Source organism: Kribbella sp. NBC_00662 (assembly GCF_041430295.1).
In the GTDB taxonomy this organism is placed as follows: Bacteria; Actinomycetota; Actinomycetes; order Propionibacteriales; family Kribbellaceae; genus Kribbella.
In genome coordinates this window covers 3,086,314-3,104,235 of the sequence record NZ_CP109029.1, presented here as the reverse complement: position 1 = coordinate 3,104,235, position 17,922 = coordinate 3,086,314, and the positions used below count along the sequence as shown (strand labels likewise).

The window sequence follows — 17,922 nt, the reverse complement described above, 5'->3', positions numbered from 1 at the left end:
TCAGTTTCGCTCCCAGGCGGCGCGGTCGACGGTGTCTCCGGAGTGCCGGGCCAGCGTCGCGCACACGTCGTACAGATGCTCGACCTGCTCCTCGGTGAGGGCGTCGAAGATCGACTTGCGCACCTCCTCCACGTGGCCGGGGGCCGTGTCGATCAGCTTCTGCCGGCCGAGCTCGGTGAGGATCGCGACCTGGCCGCGGCGGTCGGACTCGATGCCCTCGCGCTTGACCCAGCCGTTCTGCTCGAGCCGGTTGACCGCGTGCGAAAGCCGGCTACGGGAGCCTTGGGTCGCCACCGCGAGTTCACTCATCCGCAGCCGATTGCTCGGCGCCTCGGACAGCCGCACCAGGATCTCGTAGTACGTGTGCGGGATTCCGGCGTCGCGCTGCAACTGTTGCTCGATGCGGCTACTCACTACTCGTTGCGCCGCGATGTACGCGCGCCAGGCCTGTGCTTCTCGCTGGTCCAGCCACCGGGTCTCCGCCATCCCCGCAGCGTACTTGTTCACGGATCCGGATCAGCAGTACGGCGAGCGCACACACCAGCATGCCTGCGACGGCGAGCGCGCCGATCGTCTCGTGGAAGAGCAGAAACGCGAACACCATCGTGGTCGGCGGAACCAGGTAGAGCAGTGAGCTGATGCGGGTTGCGCCGGAGAGCTTGAGGTTGACCAGATACAGACCCCAGCCGCCACCGGTCGCGAGTAGCACCAGCCAAAGCACTGCGCCATAGAAGCCGGGCTGGTCCGGCACAGTCATCCGGTGGGTCGAAGTGGCCAAGGCGGTGAAGAGGACAGCTGACGTGAGGCTCTGCACGGCTAGCGCATCCAGCGATCTCGTACTCGGCTTGCGAGAGCGTTCCAGACACGTGCCAGCCACCAGTCCGAGGAGGCCACCGATCGGAAGCAGGAACAGCAGCGGCGACCCATGACCGGCCCCGAGGTCGTCGGCGACAACCAGGCCCACACCGGCGAGGCCCAGGACCAACCCGAGCCACTGGCGTCGGCTGACGCGTTCGTCCAGCAGCGGACCGGCAACGGTCGCGATGAGCAGCGGCTGCAGCGAGCCGATCAGCGCGGTGACCCCGGCCGTGATCCCGTGGTCGATACCGGTGAAGATCAGACCGAGATAGACGAACTGGGTCAGGAAGGCCATCGACACCTGCGTCGTGAGATCCCGGCGGGAGATCCGCGGCCGCCGGATCGCCAGGATCGCGACGGCGATCGCACCCGCGACCAGGAACCGCCAGGCGAGCAGATCGAAGGCGTTCGTGTACTGCGTACCCCACCGGGCGCCGATGAAGCCGCAGCTCCAGAACACGACGAACCCGGCTCCGGCCGACAGGCTGAGCGCCTTGGATGTGGTCATGGAAGCGACAGTAACCACACCGGTCGGTATACTGTCAGTATGCTTGACCAGCAGGTGAGACTGATCGTCGACCGGCAGGTGCCTGCGGCGCCCCGGTTGACGCCCGCCGGCGAGCGCATTCTGCAGGCCGCGTCGACGCTCTTCTATGAGCAGGGCATCCGGACGGTCGGGGTCGATGCGATCGCTGCGGCGGCGGACGTGACCAAGAAGACGTTGTACGACCGGTTCGGGTCGAAGGACCGGCTGATCGCGGCGTACCTCGAGGAGCGGGACCGTGCCTGGCACTTGTTCCTCGACGAGCAGCTGACCGCGCGGCAGCCGGCGTCACCGGAAGAGGTGATCCTGGCCCTGTTCGCAGCGCTGACCGACTGGCTCGCCGGGTCGCGGAACGGGTGCGGGTTCATCAACGCGAGCGTGGAGCTGGCGGCGCCGGACCACCCGGCGATGCCGGTGATCGTTGGTCAGAAGCGGTGGATGCGATCCGAGTTCGAAGCGCAGGCGCGGGCGGCCGGCTTCGCGGATCCGGATGAGCTGGCTGCTCGTCTGCTGCTGCTCCACGAGGGAGCGCTCGTCAGCTATCGGGTCGCCGCGATGACCGAGGCGCCTGAGGTTGCCGCGCGAGCAGCAGCTGATCTGCTGGCCGGCTGGCCTCGGATCTAGCTGTTGCTGCGCTTCGTGAGCGTGAGGCCGACGAGACGGGACACGACCATGGCGACGTACCCGAGACCGGCCAACTGCTCGATCATCACCACCGATCGACCCCATGAGGTGATCGGGACGACATCGCTCAGACCGGTGCTGGACAGGGTGGTGAAGCTCAGGAAGAGCAGCTCCATCCAGGTCCGATCGTTGCTTGGCGCAACAGCCGCGGTGAAGCTGCCGGGCACGATCACCTGGACGAACACGTACAGATAGGCGAAACCCCAAGCCACCAACGTGAACGTCGCACCGGTCGCGAACAACTCGTCCACGCTGACGTCATGATCGGACAACATGTAGCGAAGCAGGCTGTACGCCGCGTAGAAGTAGAACGCGGCATGCAGTAGGGCGGAGATCGCGACCACCGGATCGGTCGGATCGAACGCGTCGAGCAACGACAGCGCGACGGCCGGAATGCCCAGACAGATGCTGACCCAGGTGAGTCCCGGAGTCGAGCGGACCGAGAAGACCGCGAGCACGAGTACGACGATGCCGAGGATCTCGAACGCGACGCGACCCGGCCGCGATCCTTCCATCGCCGGGTAGATCAGCACGCCCAGCAACTGGACCACGAGCAGCACCGCGGACGGGTTCCGCCGGGCACTGCCGAGGAGCGTCATCGGTCGCCTTCTTCATCCGACTGTTCGCGGGAGGCGATGATGGCGGCACGGCGGGCCAGCCGGTGACTGCGCCGGATCTCGGCCTCGCGCAACCGGCGCCGGTCCTCGTCGGTCACCGGCACGACCTGCGGCACCTCGCGCGGTTTGCCCTCCTCGTCGACCGCGACGAACACCAGGTAAGCGGAAGCGACATGCATCTGCGGACCCACCGCGTCCCACCGATCGGCCGTGATCCGGACGCCGACCTCCATCGAGCTGCGTCCGGTCCAGTTCACCTGGGCGCTGAAGTGCACGACGTCACCGACGCGGACCGGCACCAGGAAGACCATTTCGTCCATCGACGCCGTGACCGCGGGCCCACCCGAGTGCCGGGCGGCGACCACGCCGGCGACCGAGTCGACCAGCGTCATGATCACGCCGCCATGCACGGTCCCGAGCAGGTTGGTCTCGTTCTGCGCGGTGATGTGCGACAGCGACAGCCGGGTCTCGGAGGTCGGCCGCGACGACGGGCTGCTGGACATTAAGGCTCCTTCGGGCTCCCGTGACGGATCTGCGCAGCGTATCCCGGGGAGTTTGTCCACAGGTTCGGAATCGCGGTCTCCGGCGAGGTCCGATCCTCGTACTTTCTCTGCCGAGAAGGAGGATCACGATGACCATCGACGCAGCCACCGAATATGCCCAGGGCAACAACTCCGCCCGCCCCGACCCGACCCTGACCCCACTCTCCCGCCGCCAGGCCGGCCGACTCGTGCAGCTCGCCCTGTCCACCGCGACCCGGCTCGGGCTCGATCTCGCCTACCAGGGCGGCGCGGCCCTGGTCCCGGCCGATCGCTCCACCGATACCCCTGTGCTCGGGCTGAGCAACCTCGCCCGCATCGTCGCCCAGTTCGACGAGGACAGCTGGCCGGTGCTCGTCGACGAGCATTTCAGCCAACTGCTGGAGCAGCTCCGGCAAGGTCCACCGACACCACCGACAGATCCAGAGCGCGAGCTGATCCAGCGCCTCGTCCCGCGCGACGCGTTGCCTGCCGGCTGGACTGCGGACCGGCCCGACTTCCTGCCCGGTCTGCTGTCCGTTCCGTCCACCACCGACGACGGGATCGTGACGATGTTCCTCGAGCCGGCCGATATGGGCATCACCTGGACGGACGCCGAGCGGTTCGGCCTCGCCAACCTCCGCAGGCTGACCGACCACGTCGAGCATGTCCAACACGAAGACCTGCAGGTCGACTTCGTGACCGGGACGCCGTTCGCCGCCTCACGCGCGCTCGTGCTCGACACCGTTCTCCGCGAGTCCCTTCATGTGGACCGTGCACCACACGGCGTGCTCGCGGCTGTGCCGGCCCGGGACACGCTCATGCTGCACGTGATCCGGGACCTGTCGGTCATCCCGGCGCTGGGTCTGCTGCTCAACGTCGCGGCCCGCAGCCACGCCCACGACCCCGGACCGCTGTCGCCGGAGGTGTTCATGGTGACGCCCGACTTCCGTTGGCTCCCGGCGACGACGGTGTCGCCGGACTACACCCCATTGCGGTTGTCCCGTGAGCTCGAGACCCTCACCAAGGTCCTGGCCGCGTCGGACCTGCCGTCGCGGTCGCTGTGATGACAGGTGCCCTGAGCAACCAATTCGACATCGTTCAGCTACCAGGAGGTGTGAAGTGACCAGGCCAGTCGGAGTGACGGATGCGGGTGATCGAGCGGACCTCGCCCAGCGTGCTCCACTCGTCCTTGCCGAGCCGGGCGAGCGGGCGGAGCCGACGTACCTCGGGGTGATCGCCGTCCATCATCGCGGCATCGATCGCAATCTGCCGGACCTGACCGATCACGAGCGTGCAGTCGCCGAGTTCGAGGGTGGTGTGCAGGGTGCACTCGATCGCGACCGGCGACTCCGCGACGCGAGGGACGGAGACCCTTCGCGACGGTTCGGTGGTCACGCCGATCGCCTCGAACTCGGAGACCTCCGGCGGGAAGTTCGTACCGGACGCGTTCACCTGCTCGTAGAGCGGCTCCGCGGCGAAGTTCACCACGAACTCGCCGGTCGCCTCGACGTTGTTCAGGCTGTCCTTCCGCCCGACCGAGGTGAACTGCACCATCGGCGGTCTGACGCACGAGACGGTGAAGAACGAGTGCGGCGCGAGGTTCAGCACACCGTCGGCCGAGCGGCTCGACACCCACGCGATCGGTCGCGGCACCACCACCGAGTTCAGCAGCGCGTAGAACTCTCGTCGCCCGACGGTCTCCGGATCTACATCGACACGCACGCCCGCAGTACATCAAACTCGGTGGATGCCGCCCCACTCCGCCTCGCGGATCCGGCCGGCGACTCCCGCGCGCGACGGAGAAGTGGATTGCCCGAGCATCACGATTTCCTGCACCAGGTGACCACTGTCGCCCGCCGCCACGACATCGACCCCGGCCAGGTGAAAGAGGTAGCGGGCGGTGTCGCCAACCGCGCCTTCGTCCTCGGCGACGACCTGTTCCTCCGGGCATCCCGCCCCGGCTACGAGGCCGACCTCCGCAAAGAAACCCACGTCGTCCCCGCCGCCCGCCTCGTAGGCGTCCTGACCCCCGAAATCCTCGAATACGACGAGACCCACCAACTCCTGGCCGCTCCGTACGTCGTGATGCAACGAATCCACGGCGCCGAACCAACCGACGCCCCCACCGCCCTGGCCGAACAACTGACCCGCCTCCACCAGCTCCAGCACACCCCCGACCCCACCCTGACACCCGAGCTGCCCGGGCCCGGCCCAGCGATACCCGGAGTGCCCGGGAAGCCCGGGCTCAGCGTGGCGATCCCAGGGGTGCCGGAGGATGACTGGGGTGATCCGTGGCGGATCGTCGACGATCTCGCCACCCGCGGGTATGTGGATCCGGCGACGGCGAACTGGCTGACCGGCTGGTTCACCCGGCTCGCGGAGCGCTTCGACGACAGCGCTCCCAAGGTGCTGATCCACGGAGACGTTGCCGCGCACAACCTTCTCGTCGGCCCCGGCAACGAACTCCGCGCCCTCATCGACTGGGGCGACGCCGCCTGGGCCCCACGCGCGATGGAGTTCGCCAAGCTCCCGCTGAACCAGGTGACCAAGCTGCTCCCCGCGTACGCCCAACAGTCCCCCGACTCCGAGGAGGAGCTGGCCGCCGCGATCCTCTGGTTCCACCTCTCCTGGGCGCTCGCCAAACTCCCTGCCCCACCGTGGCCGGGACAACGCCACTGGACCGCTCCCACCGCCGGCCGCCTCCTCGGCATCCTCCACTTCTTCACCACCACCCCACCCGACCCCTGGCGCGACCTCACCTGACCACCGATCAAGAAGGCTGGGTTCTTGGTGTCAGTTGTGGAGTTTCTGCTTGAAAACAAGGGGTTTGCGAATGGTTGGGGATGGGGCAGACTGGGGTCCCGTGACTGATTATGTGGCGGCTGAAGGCCGGTATGACGACCAGATGAGTTACCGGCGGACGGGCCGGAGTGGGCTGCTGTTGCCGGCGATCTCGCTGGGGTTGTGGCACAACTTCGGCGACGACAAGCCGTTCGTGACGCAGCGCGACATCCTGCGGCGGGCGTTCGACCTCGGCGTCACGCACTTCGACCTGGCGAACAACTACGGCCCGCCGTACGGCTCGGCCGAGACCAACTTCGGGACGCACTTCGCGCGGGACTTCAGCAAGTACCGCGACGAGCTGATCATCTCGACCAAGGCCGGGTACGACATGTGGCCGGGGCCGTACGGTCAGGGCGGCGGCTCGCGGAAGTACCTGCTCGCCTCGCTCGACCAGTCGTTGAGCCGGATGGGCCTGGACTACGTCGACATCTTCTACTCGCACCGGTTCGACCCCGACACCCCGCTCGAGGAGACGATGGGCGCGCTCGACGCGGCGGTCCGCTCGGGCAAGGCGCTGTACGCCGGAATTTCGTCGTACTCCGCGGATCGCACCCGCGAGGCTGCCCGGATCCTGGGCGAGCTCGGTACGCCGCTGCTCATCCACCAGCCTTCCTACTCGATGCTCAACCGATGGATCGAGGAAGACCTGCTCGACGCCGTCGGCGAGCTCGGTGTCGGCGTGATCGCGTTCTCGCCGCTGGCGCAGGGCGTGCTCACGGACCGCTACCTCGACGGCATCCCGTCGGACTCCCGGGCAGCGCAGGGCAAGTCGCTGAGCCCGGACTCGCTGACCGAGGACACGCTCAAGCACGTCCGCGCCCTCAACGAGATCGCCCAGGAGCGCGGCCAGTCCGTCGCCCAGTTGGCCCTTGCGTGGACGCTCCGCGACGACCGCGTCACCAGCGCGCTGATCGGCGCCTCGAGCGTCGCCCAGCTCGAGGACAACCTGGCCGCGGTCCGCAACCTGAAGTTCTCCCCCGAGGAGCTCGAGGCCATCGACGCCGACGCGGTGGAAGCCGGCATCAACCTCTGGAAGAAGAGCTCGGACAGCTGACCAGCTCCGCACCTCACCAGCCGACACCTCACCAGCCCGCACCTCACCAGCCCCGTAGCTGACCGAGCTGAAGCGCCCGCCGTACCCCTTGCGGCGGGCGCTTCGTCGTCCGAGCACAGCTGTCCGCGGAGCCGTCGAGCTCGCCAGCCTTGCCGGAAGGTTACGGAGCGGGGTCGGGTGGTTGCGGTCCTGCCGGGTTGGGCACACGCTGGAGTAGACCCCCTGGAGGTGGTTGAGATGACCGCTTCGACGCTCGAAATGGCCCTGACCTACGAACACGCGAAGATCCGGGAGCTGGCCGAGCCGGCGCATCACCGGGATGCGGCCCACCCTGAGCACAGGCACCAGACGGACTGGTTCTACGCCATCGCCGCACAGCACCTGGCGGCCGCGGAAGACGTGCTCCTCCCGCACGTCCGGCGTCTTCCTGACGGCGCAGCCATGGTCACCAGGTACGTCGGCAACGCCAAGGAACTGGAGCGCTCGCTGCGCTTCCTCAAAGGACGGCAGTACGGCGACAGTCGTTTCGTGCATCTCCAGCACGGCGACCTGTGGCAGCACATCGACCGGCTACTCGGCGAGCACGAGCAGATGGAGGCGACGTACAGCCGGCAGATCTGTGAGCAGCTCGACGGCTCCGACGTGAACACGCTGACCGAGGACCTGCTGGAGGCGGAGGAGGTCGCGCCGACCCGCGCGCACCCGTCCTCCCCGCACACCGGCATGGCCGGCCGGATCGCGCACCGCATGTGGCGGATGGCCGACACCGCGTGGGACAGCGCCGAGGGACGCGTGGTTCCGATCAAGTACCACGCCCACCCCAAGCGCGACTCCGCGCTGTCGCACTACCTGTACGGAACGGCGATGCCGCACGAGGACAAACCCCACTAGACAAAGGTGACCGGGCCCACCTGACGGATGCCTCCGCTGGGTGGACCCGGTCTGCCGGCACTCACTGCGCCTGGTTGTGGGGCCGGCATCGGTCCCGTCACCGCTGCGCCTGGAGTGCGGAGACGGGCCCTGCGTCCTCCCCCGCTGCGCCTGGTGTGCGGGGGAGGACGGTCTGTGAGCTGGTCACGAGCCGGTCCGGACCCCTTGGGGTCCGGTGCCCACTCGTAAACCGGCAAGCTGCTATTTCAGCCCGTCGATCGCCTTCTTCGCGCCGGGGTGCAGCGGCACCGGGTCGGTCTTCTCCGCGTTCTCGAGCGTGATGCCCTTCGCGGCCGCGTTCACCGCGACCAGCGCATCCATGTTGTCGTAGATGACCTTCGTCAGCTGCTCGGCGAGCTCGTCCTTCATGTCCTTGCGGACCAGCAGCACGTTCGGCACGACGATCGTCGGTACGTCGGCCGCCTGCTTGTACGTCGCGGCCGGGATCGGCGCCTGCGTGTAGATCGAGCCGTACTTCTCCTGCATTTTCGGCAGCAGATCCGTGATCGGCAAGAGCTTCACGCCCTTGCCCATACTCGTGGTCAGGTCGGTGATCCCGCCGGTGGGCAGACCGCCGGACCAGACCAGAGCGTCGATCGAGCCGGACTTCATCGCGTCCACCGACTCCGGCAGCCCGAGCCGCTGGGCAGTCACATCGTGAGCCGGGTCCAGCCCCGCCGCCTCCAGCAGCCGGCGCGCGATCACCTCGGTCCCGGAGTTCGGCGAACCGGTCGAGACCCGCTTGCCCTTCAGATCCGCGATCGAGTTGACCCCGGCCGACGTCCGGACGGCGACCTGCGTGTAGTTGTTGTACAGCCGGGTCAGCGCGACCACGTCCTGCTTGTCCTTGAAGCTGTTCTCACCCTTGACCGCGTCCGACGCGGAGTCGCCGAGCGAGAAGGCGATGTCGTAGTTGCCCGCGACCAGACCCTGGATGTTCTGCACCGAGGCACCGGTCTCGCTGGCGGTCGCGCGATATCCCGACACCTTCGAGGAGATCACCGAGGCCAGCGCACCGCCGAGCTGGTAGTACACCCCCGTCGTGTTGCCGGTGGCAATCGTCAGTCGCCCGCCGCCGTCCGAGGACCCGGCAGGTTCACGCTGACCGCCGCAGGCGGCCAGCGAGACGACAGCAGCAAGCGCCACAACAGTGGTGCGGAGTCTCATGAGGCAACGGTTCCTTCCACGGAAGAGGCCTGGCGCTGCCGCCGGACCAGATTGATGACGACGGCAACAAGTAGCAAACAGATTCCGGCCGTGATGGTTACGGGCGCGAGGTACAGCAGCAACGCCGCCGCCGGTACGCAGACCGCTCGCTCGAGCCAGGTCGCGCGGACGAACACCCAGCCGCCGGTCACGACGGCCAGCGCGGCGACGGCGAGCATCGACACCAGCGTCGTCCACACCATCCCGATGAACGATCCCTGACCGAGCAGGTGGGCGCCGTTGTCGGTGAGCACGAACGCGAACGGCACCAGGAACGCCGGGAGCGTGTACTTCCAAGCCTGCCACATCGTCGGCATCACCTTGCCGCCGGTGATCGCGGCCGTCGCCACCGCGGCCAGTGCGGTCGGCGGTGAGACCTCGGAGAGTACGGCGTAGTAGAAGATGAACATGTACGCCTCGCGCTGCGTCACGCCGAGGTTGACCAGCGCCGGCGAGATGATCACCGCCGCGATGATGAACGACGCGGTCACCGGCACCGCCAGCCCGAGGATCAGTACGGCGAACCCGGACAGCACCACGGTCAGAATCAGCACCGCGGTCGGATTCGTGGTCAGTCCGTGCGCGGCGTTGACGATGATCTCGGCCAGGTTCAGCCCGAGCCCGGTCTGCGTGGTCACCGCGACGATCACGCCCGCGGTCGCACAGGTCGCCGCCACCGGCAGCACCGAACGGGTGCCCTGGGCAAGCGCTTTGAACAACGGCCGACCGGTCAGCCGATGCTCACGGTCCAGGAACGACAACCCGAACTGGATGATCACCGCGTAGACCACGGCCTTGAACGGCGGTACGTCGACCGCCATGAACGCGATGATCACGAACAACGAGAGGAAGTGGTACCCGAACCGCAGCAGCAACCGCCAGGCCGAATCCGTAGACGTCTCCGCCGAGGTCGTCCCGTGCTTGCGGGCGTCGATCTCGATCGCGAGCAGGATCCCGAGGTAGTACAGGATCGTCGGGATCACCGCGAACCCGAGCACCTTCAGGTACGACACCTGCAGGAACTCCGCGATGATGAATGCCGCCGCGCCGAGCGTGGGCGGCGACAGGATCGCGCCGATCCCGGATGCGGCGAGCATTCCGCCGGCCGGTTCGGGCGGATAGCCGGCCCGGCGCAGGATCGGCCACGACACGGTTCCGAGCGACACGGCGGTCGCCGTACCGGAGCCCGACACGCTGCCGAGCAGGAAGCCCGCGAGCGTGACCGTGCGACCAGGCGCAGTACGACTGCGTTTGAAGGCCGCGAAGGAGAGGTCGATGAAGAACTTGCCGGCGCCCGAGTAGTCGAGCACCGCGCCGTAGATCGTGAACAGCACGATGTACGACGCCGCGACGCTCAACGGTGTCCCGTAGAACCCCGCCGTCCCCATCGTGAACTGCGCGATGATCGCGTCGAAGTTGAAGCCCTGGTGGGCGAGCGACCACGTGTACGGCAGGTAGCCGCCGTAGTACGCGTAGGCGATGAACACCAGGCTGAACACCGGCAGCACCCAGCCCGTCGTACGACGGCACGCCTCGAGCAGCAGCACGAGCAGCACCGCTCCGGCGACCACGTCCAGCGCGGTCGGCGCCTGACGCCGCTCCAGGTAAGCGTCGAAATCGAGGAGCGGATAGAGGCACACCGCCAACGCGATGACGGCGAGGATCCAGTCGACGACTCCGGGATCGTCATGCGTGCGATCCTTGCCGGGAAGACGAAAGCCGCGGTAACACAGCAGCGTGATCGGCAGAACCGCTGCGAGAAAGATCACCAAGTAGAACTGCGTGCCTTGTGGTAGTGGGAAGAAGACCTGTGCAAGCACGCCGACGCTGACGATTGCGCACCAGACCGAAAGAATCAGGTCCAGAGCAGGCCTGAGCCGCCGAGCCGGGCGTTCCTGCTCGTACTCGGCCAGCTCTTCGTCGGAGGGCGCGGTGACGCTGCCCCCCGTGCCAACACCGACAGTCATCGACTGGTTCCCTCCTGTGTCCGGAAGGCTAATGTTGCCGAACACTGCGTGGAGTCGCGTGATTACGTCTTTACCAAGATCTGACACATGAGGGCGTGACCTGGCCTACGATCACCGCATGAGTGGCGCGGTCCGGATTCTGCTGGTCGAGGACGATCTCGATATCGCCAATGCCCTGATACCCGCTTTGCGGCGCTACGGCCTGATGGTGACGCACGTTCGCACCGCCGCGGACGCCCTGGCGGCGGATCCCGGCGACCTGGTCCTGCTGGACCTTGGACTGCCGGACGGGGACGGCATCAACGTCTGCCGGCAGATCCGCACGGTCTCCGATGTGCCGGTGATCGCGGTGACCGCGCGCGGCGAGGCCGCGGACCGGGTGCGCGGGTTGCGCAGCGGCGCCGACGACTATGTGGTCAAACCGTTCGCGATTTCCGAACTGCTGGCCCGCATCGATGCTGTACTACGTCGTACCGGTCTCTTGCAGCCCCGCCCCCGGGTGACCGTCGGCGACCTGACCGTGGATATCGAAGCCCGCACGGTTCAGGTGGCGGACAAGCCCATCAGCCTGACCCGCAAGGAGTTCGACGTGCTAGCAGTGCTGGCCGCTCACCACGGCCGGGTGGTCCCCCGCGAACAGGTCGCGCTGTACGCCTGGCAGTCGGTCTTCGAGGCGTCCTCGCGAACCATGGACGTCCACGTCGCCAGCCTGCGCGCGAAGCTCGGCCGGCCAGAACTGGTGCAGACCATCCGCGGCGTCGGCTACCGCCTGGGTTCGGACTGACCGTTGCGCCGTCGATTACTGCAGTCCCTCGTCCCGATGGTGGTCGCACTGGCCATCGTCGCCGTGATCCCGCTGGCGAACTTCATCGCCACGAGTACGTCGCGCACGCTGTTCCTGTCCCGGAGCAACGACGCGGACTGGTTCGCCACCATGGCGGAGTCCCCGCTGCAGACCGGTGACATCGCCAACCTGCGTGAGCTGGCAGTCCGGTACCAGGAGCTGTACAACACGCCCGTCTTCGTCGTCGACGTCGACTCCCGCGTCGTGGCCACCTCGGTGTCCGGTGTGGACGTGAAGGAGCCGGACATCGCGTCCGCGCTGCACAGCACGCTGGCCGGCCGGCTGCCGCCGGAGCCGCCCGCGCTGTGGCCGTGGCGTTCCGGCGAGATGATCGTGTCCCGTCCGGTCGTCAACAACGGCAGCGTCCTCGGTGCCGCCGTACTGCGGGTGCCGACCGAGAGCGCCCGCGACCAGGTGCAGCGTGGACTGCTGCTGCTCCTCGGCGGCCTGCTGATCAGCATCGGCGCGATCATCGTCGGTATCGTCCGGCCGATCACCCGCTGGGTGCTGCGGCCGCTGCAGGACCTCGACAACGCGACCCACCAGATCACCCGCGGCGCACTCGACACCCGGGTGTCCACGGACGGTCGTGCACCGGAGCTGCGTCGCCTCGGCGACAGCTTCAACTCGATGGCGCTGAGCCTGCACCAGGCCCGCCAGCGTGAGCGCGAATTCGTCGCGGACGCGTCGCACCAGCTGCGTACGCCGTTGACGTCGGCCCGGATCCACATCGAGGGCCTGTCCCGGTTGTCGCCGACCGCGCGGTTCGCGCTCAGCGACATCGACCGGCTCGGCCGGATCGTCCAGCGGCTGTCCCGCCTGGCCGGCTCCGACCGCCCCTCGGCAGCCGATGCCGAAGGCAACGAAGAGCCGCTGGACCTCGCCCAGGCGGTGAAGGAACGCCTGGTCGGCTGGAAGGCTGTGTACGCCGCCGACGACCTGGAGCTGATCGTCGGCGAGATGGTCCCGGGCGGAGTCGCCCCGGAGCTCGAGGTCGACGACATCCTCGACGTACTGCTCGACAACGCGTCCAAGTACGGCGCCCCGCCGGTGGAGGTCTCGGTCACCCGGGACGGCACCGAGGTCGTGATGTCGGTCCGCGACCACGGTCTCGGGCTCGGCTCACGGGACCTCAAGAAGGTCGGCGAGCGGTTCTGGCGTAGCGCGCACCACCGGGAGATGCCGGGCACCGGCCTCGGACTCGCGATCGTCCGCTCCGAGGCGGCCCGCGTCGGCGGCCGCGTGGTCGCCCGCCCGCCGATCGGCGGCGGCCTGGTGATCGAGGTCCGCGTCCCGCTGATCGACGACTACGACGTCTGACCAGGGGTTATCCCCTGCTCTTGCCGGTTCTCCCGTCCTCACAAGACCTGACAACCGGCAACACCACGGGACAACCGTCCCCGCGGCCAGGAGGGCGGGGTGGCTCAGATGTGGTTCTGGCGGTACCAGCGCTCGGCAGCCGGGTGTAGCGGGACCGGCATGGTGGAGATCGCGGAGCGGGGGTCGAGGGCGCCGGCCTCCGGGTGGTCCTTGATCAGGTCGTTCTGGCGGCGGAACAGCGTATTGACCGTCCACCAGGCCCACGAGTCGGACAGACCCGGCTTCGCGATCAGGTAGTTCGGCACCGCGAGCGTCTGTACCGCGCTGGCCAGGCCGTACTGCGAGGGCGGGATCGACGACACCACGAACCCGCCGAACTCCTTCAGCGCGATCGTCTGGGCGAACTTCCCGATGTCCAGCAGCCGGAAGCCGAGCGTGCTCTGCAGCTGCGCGATCGGCTCTGTCGGAACGCCGCCGCTCCAGATGAAGGCATCGATCGAGCCGCGCGTCGCGGTGCCCTTCGGGATCAGTGCCGCGACCGAATCCTCCAGCGACATGTTGACCCGCTTCACGTCGACCTTGGCGACGTCCAGGATCATGTCGGCGATGATCTGGGTCCCGGAGTTCCGCGGGCCGACGCTGACGACCATCTTGCGCGCCGTCGGGTCGTCCGCGGGCGGATTCAGGTCCGTCAGCTCCTTGGCCTTCGAGGCCATCGGTACGACGACGTGCACGTAGTTGTCGTACACCCGGGCGAGCGCGGTGAACCGCAGCGGGCCCCTGCTGAACTGACCGGTGCCCTCGTACGCCGCGAGCGCCGTGTCCGACGTACAGAAGCCGAGGTCGGCGTTCCGGCTCGCGACCTTGGCCAGGTTGTCGACCGACCCGTTGCTCGGCAGTGGCTTCAGCTCCATGCCGGTGACTTCGCTCACCAGCGCGCTGAGCGCCGCGCCGAAGACGTTGTAGACGCCGCCGGGGTTGCCGGTGACGAAGGTTCCGGCAGCGGCGGGCGCGGGCTCGTCCGCACGGCCGCGGGAGCAGCCGGGCACCAGCAATGCCGACGCGGCGGCGGCTCCGAAGCCGAGAACACTGCGTCTGGTCATCCCAGTCGGCCGGGCAGGGGTCAGCAGGCGGGGGCGATCCATGCAGACAACTTAGACAACAACCGGGCCTCCGGGGTAGCCGTGCCCGCGGCCGCAACCGAACCGCTACCGACAGGTAAGCCTGGATGCGGTCTGGATACCGTGGCCAAACTGCGTCTGGACGGGCCAGGGGTAGGTGTGACAGCGTTGTCATCCGTGCGGCCGTAGCGGCCGCGTGAGGATCTTCCCCGGAGGCTGATTTCGTGCACGACGACCGTCAACTCATCGAGGAGCGGCTCAGGCGCGCCCTGCGGGAGCGGCTCCGCCCCGCGATCTACGGCGCGGCGGTCCCGCTGGACATCGAGGTGTGGCACGCACCTGGTGAGCCCGTGTCCCCCGCCGAAGCACTCGCGCAGACCTACGAGAAGGCCGAGATCGGCCTGCCGTGGGGTCCGGCCTGGGGCACCGCCTGGTTCAGGTTCAGCGGCCAGGTCCCGTCCGAGTGGGCCGGCAGTGAGATCGAGGCGGTCATCGACCTCGGCTTCAGCGGCGGCCCCGGCTTCTCCGCCGAGGGCCTGGTGCACACCACCTCCGGCAAGCCGCTGAAGGGCCTGCACCCGCGGCAGACCTACGCCCCGCTCTCGATCCTCGGCCCGGACGGTACGGCGGCTTCGGCCGGCGACTCGATCGAGTTCTACGTCGAGGCGGCCGCCAACCCGGAGATCCCGCTCGACAACGCCTACGCCAAGGTCGACATCGGCGAGAAGCTCGGTGAGACCCCGATCTACACGCTGACCCGGGCCGACCTGGCCGTGTTCAACGCCGAGGTGTGGGACCTGATCCTCGACCTCGAGGCGCTGAACAGCCTGCAGAACGAGCTGTCCGCCCAGGAGCCCCGCCGGCGCGAGATCCTGCGCGCGATCAGCCGCTCGCTGGACGCGCTCGACTACGAGGATGTCGCCGGCACCGCCGCGGCCGCCCGCGCGCAGCTGACCGACGTACTCAGCCGCCCGGCGCACGCCAGCGCGCACCAGCTGTCCGCGGTCGGGCACGCGCACATCGACTCCGCGTGGCTGTGGCCACTGCGGGAGACGCGCCGCAAGGTCGCCCGGACGGTCTCCAACGTCGCCACGCTGGCCGAGGAGTACCCGGAGCTGGTCTTCGCGTTCTCGCAGGCCCAGCAGCACGCCTGGGTGAAGGACAACTACCCGGAGGTCTGGGAGCGGCTGAAGAAGGCCGTTGCCGAGGGCACCATCGTTCCGGTCGGCGGCATGTGGGTCGAGTCCGACACCAACCTGCCCGGCAGCGAGGCGCTGGCCCGGCAGTTCGTGCACGGCAAGCGGTTCTTCCTGGACGAGTACGGGATCGACACCCAGGAGGTCTGGCTGCCGGACTCGTTCGGCTACACCGCGGCGCTGCCGCAGCTGGTGAAGCTGTCCGGCTCGAAGTGGTTCCTGACCCAGAAGATCTCCTGGAACAAGGAGAACAAGTTCCCGCACCACACCTTCTGGTGGGAGGGCCTGGACGGGACCCGGGTGTTCACCCACTTCCCGCCGATCGACACGTACAACTCCGACCTGTCCGGTCGCGAGCTGGCGCACGCGCAGCGGAACTTCCAGGAGAACGGCGCCGCGACCCGCTCGCTGGTCCCGTTCGGGTACGGCGACGGCGGTGGCGGCCCCACCCGTGAGTTCGTCGCGACCGCGCGCCGGGTGAAGGACCTGGAGTCCTCGCCGAAGGTGACGATCGAGTCCCCGACCGAGTTCTTCACCGCTGCCGAGGACGAGTACCGCGAGCACGCTCCGGTCTGGTCCGGGGAGCTCTACCTGGAGATCCACCGGGCCACGTACACCTCGCAGGCCAAGACCAAGCAGGGCAACCGGCGGACCGAGCACCTGCTCCGCGAGGCCGAGCTGTGGACGACGGCCGCCGTCGTCGCGGGCAAGCTCGACACGTACCCGTACGAGGACCTGGACCGGTTGTGGAAGGTCGCGCTGCTGCACCAGTTCCACGACATCCTGCCGGGCTCGTCGATCTCGTGGGTGCACCGCGAGGCCGAGCGAACCTACGCGAAGATCGCCGACGAGCTCGACGCGATCATCTCCCGCGCGCAGCAGGCTCTGGCCGGCAAGGGTGACGAGCAGATCGTGTTCAACGCCGCGCCGCACGGCCGCAACGGCGTCGCCGGCCTCGGTGCGGGCGTCGCCACCACAGCCGGCGCGGCGGTCACCGTCGAGAACGGCGTGATCGACAACGGCCTCATCCGGGTCACGATCGACGAGCGCGGTTTGATCACTTCGCTGTACGACGTCGAGGCGGACCGCGAGGTCATCGCACCGGGTGCCGTAGGCAACCTTCTCCAGCTGCATGTGGACACGCCGAACCACTGGGACGCGTGGGACGTCGACTCGTTCTACAAGAACAACGTCCGCGACGTCACCGAGGTCGACAGCGTCGACTTCAGGGTCGATGACGACGAGGCCGTCGTCGTGGTGAATCGCTCGTTCGGCCGGTCCACCGTCACCCAGACGCTGCGGGTCCGCCCGGGCACCAAGCGGGTCGACATCGAGACCGAGATGGACTGGCACGAGTCCGAGAAGTTCCTCAAGGCGGCGTACCCGGTCGACGTCCACGCCGACCGGTCGGCGTCGGAGACGCAGTTCGGGCACATCTTCCGGCCGACCCACCAGAACACCTCGTGGGACGCGGCGAAGTTCGAGATCGCGGCACACCGCTGGGTGCACGTCGGCGAGCCCGGGTACGGCGTCGCGGTGGTCAACGACTCGACGTACGGTCACGACATCAACCGGACCGCGCGTGCGGACGGCGGTACGACGACCACGATCCGTACGTCGCTGATCCGCGCGCCGCGCTTCCCCGACCCGAAGACCGACCAGGGCGTGCACGTCGTGAACCACGCGCTGGTGGTCGGCGCCGGTATCCCGGAGGCGATCGAGGAGGGCTACGCGATCAACCTCCCCGAGCGCGTCGTCACCGGTGCCGACGGCGTCGAGCCGATCGTTGCCCTCGACAACGACAACGTCATCGTCGAGGCGATCAAGCTCGCCGACGACAAGTCCGGCGACGTGATCGTCCGCCTGTACGAGTCCACCGGCGGCCGCTCGCGCGCCACCATCACGCCGTCCTTCCAGGCGGCCTCGGCCACCGAGGTGGATCTCCTCGAGCGCCACCTCGCGGACCGGGACCTGCAGGACAACGGAGTCGCACTGGATCTGCGTCCCTTCCAGATCCTGACCCTCCGCTTCAAGCGTTCCTGACCCGACGGCGCGCCCATCCCCCCGGGCGCGCCGTCCCGTTTGGCTGGCGGACCAGGCAATTTGCTTGGTCCGCCAGCCAAATCGGGGGTTCGTGACCCTTGAGATGGGTCCAGAACCCCCAACTTGATGGGTGAACCAGGCAAATTGCCTGGTCTGCCAGGCAAATGGGGCCC

General features: G+C 68.1%; 16 protein-coding genes. 8 read left to right on the top strand and 8 right to left on the bottom strand.

Translation table 11 applies throughout. From position 1 onward, the window contains the following. Together OHA10_RS15720 and OHA10_RS15715 are read right to left on the bottom strand one after the other, a co-directional pair. Entirely contained in the window at nt 1–414 is a 414-nt protein-coding gene (locus OHA10_RS15720; protein ID WP_371406948.1) for a MarR family winged helix-turn-helix transcriptional regulator, read from the bottom strand. Next, nucleotides 407–1,366 (bottom strand): DMT family transporter, encoded by a 960-nt coding sequence (locus OHA10_RS15715; RefSeq protein WP_371406947.1) that lies wholly within the window; start codon nt 1,364–1,366, stop codon nt 407–409. The genes OHA10_RS15720 and OHA10_RS15715 overlap by 8 nt, the downstream gene beginning before the upstream one ends. Before the next feature lie 39 nt (nt 1,367–1,405). Between OHA10_RS15715 and OHA10_RS15710 the strand changes: the two genes are divergently transcribed. Next, on the top strand, nt 1,406–2,026 hold the full coding sequence (locus tag OHA10_RS15710) for a TetR/AcrR family transcriptional regulator (RefSeq protein WP_371406946.1): 621 nt from the start codon (nt 1,406–1,408) through the stop codon (nt 2,024–2,026). Here OHA10_RS15710 and OHA10_RS15705 read toward each other — a convergent pair. Further along, nucleotides 2,023–2,685 (bottom strand): potassium channel family protein, encoded by a 663-nt coding sequence (locus tag OHA10_RS15705; protein WP_371406945.1) that lies wholly within the window; start codon nt 2,683–2,685, stop codon nt 2,023–2,025. The two genes, OHA10_RS15710 and OHA10_RS15705, sit on opposite strands and share 4 nt — an antisense overlap. Next, nucleotides 2,682–3,206, bottom strand: a complete 525-nt coding sequence (locus tag OHA10_RS15700) for an acyl-CoA thioesterase (RefSeq protein WP_371406944.1) — start codon at nt 3,204–3,206, stop codon at nt 2,682–2,684. Before OHA10_RS15700 ends, OHA10_RS15705 begins: the two co-directional genes overlap by 4 nt. 128 nt (nt 3,207–3,334) lie before the next feature. On the opposite strand from OHA10_RS15700, the gene OHA10_RS15695 reads away from it, so the two are divergent. Continuing rightward, complete coding sequence (locus OHA10_RS15695; RefSeq protein ID WP_371406943.1) at nt 3,335–4,288, top strand: hypothetical protein; 954 nt, start codon at nt 3,335–3,337, stop codon at nt 4,286–4,288. A 34-nt stretch (nt 4,289–4,322) separates the two neighbouring features. Here the strand turns inward: OHA10_RS15695 and OHA10_RS15690 are convergent, their stop codons facing one another. Next, entirely contained in the window at nt 4,323–4,946 is a 624-nt protein-coding gene (locus tag OHA10_RS15690) for a flavin reductase family protein (RefSeq protein ID WP_371406942.1), read from the bottom strand. 117 nt (nt 4,947–5,063) lie between these two features. On the opposite strand from OHA10_RS15690, the gene OHA10_RS15685 reads away from it, so the two are divergent. From OHA10_RS15685 to OHA10_RS15675, 3 genes are all read left to right on the top strand, one after another. Continuing rightward, the gene (locus OHA10_RS15685) at nt 5,064–5,987 is read left to right on the top strand and encodes a phosphotransferase family protein (RefSeq protein WP_371406941.1); all 924 of its coding nucleotides are present in this window, start codon (nt 5,064–5,066) and stop codon (nt 5,985–5,987) included. A gap of 70 nt (nt 5,988–6,057) precedes the next feature. Beyond that, nucleotides 6,058–7,122 (top strand): L-glyceraldehyde 3-phosphate reductase, encoded by a 1,065-nt coding sequence (gene mgrA, locus OHA10_RS15680; RefSeq protein ID WP_371406940.1) that lies wholly within the window; start codon nt 6,058–6,060, stop codon nt 7,120–7,122. A 237-nt stretch (nt 7,123–7,359) separates the two neighbouring features. After that, nucleotides 7,360–8,013 carry a hypothetical protein gene (locus OHA10_RS15675; RefSeq protein WP_371406939.1) on the top strand — a complete coding sequence of 218 codons (654 nt, stop codon included), beginning with the start codon at nt 7,360–7,362 and terminating at the stop codon, nt 8,011–8,013. Between the two features lie 240 nt (nt 8,014–8,253). Here OHA10_RS15675 and OHA10_RS15670 read toward each other — a convergent pair whose 3' ends face one another. Next, entirely contained in the window at nt 8,254–9,219 is a 966-nt protein-coding gene (locus tag OHA10_RS15670) for a TAXI family TRAP transporter solute-binding subunit (protein ID WP_371406938.1), read from the bottom strand. Next, entirely contained in the window at nt 9,216–11,225 is a 2,010-nt protein-coding gene (locus OHA10_RS15665) for a TRAP transporter permease (protein WP_371406937.1), read from the bottom strand. The genes OHA10_RS15670 and OHA10_RS15665 overlap by 4 nt, the downstream gene beginning before the upstream one ends. Nucleotides 11,226–11,343: 118 nt before the next feature. Here OHA10_RS15665 and OHA10_RS15660 point away from each other — a divergent pair, with 118 nt between their 5' ends. Beyond that, the gene (locus tag OHA10_RS15660) at nt 11,344–12,009 is read left to right on the top strand and encodes a response regulator transcription factor (RefSeq protein ID WP_012918592.1); all 666 of its coding nucleotides are present in this window, start codon (nt 11,344–11,346) and stop codon (nt 12,007–12,009) included. A gap of 36 nt (nt 12,010–12,045) precedes the next feature. After that, nucleotides 12,046–13,389: a sensor histidine kinase gene (locus OHA10_RS15655; protein ID WP_371406936.1), complete on the top strand. Its 1,344-nt coding sequence runs from the start codon at nt 12,046–12,048 to the stop codon at nt 13,387–13,389. Nucleotides 13,390–13,493: 104 nt separating this feature from the next. On the opposite strand, the gene OHA10_RS15650 is transcribed toward OHA10_RS15655, so the two are convergent. Continuing rightward, nucleotides 13,494–14,534, bottom strand: a complete 1,041-nt coding sequence (locus tag OHA10_RS15650) for a TAXI family TRAP transporter solute-binding subunit (RefSeq protein WP_371406935.1) — start codon at nt 14,532–14,534, stop codon at nt 13,494–13,496. A gap of 200 nt (nt 14,535–14,734) precedes the next feature. Between OHA10_RS15650 and OHA10_RS15645 the strand changes: the two genes are divergently transcribed. Further along, a complete protein-coding gene (locus tag OHA10_RS15645; protein ID WP_371406934.1) occupies nt 14,735–17,749 on the top strand; it encodes an alpha-mannosidase in 3,015 nt (1,004 codons plus the stop codon). Nucleotides 17,750–17,922: the final 173 nt, after the last annotated feature.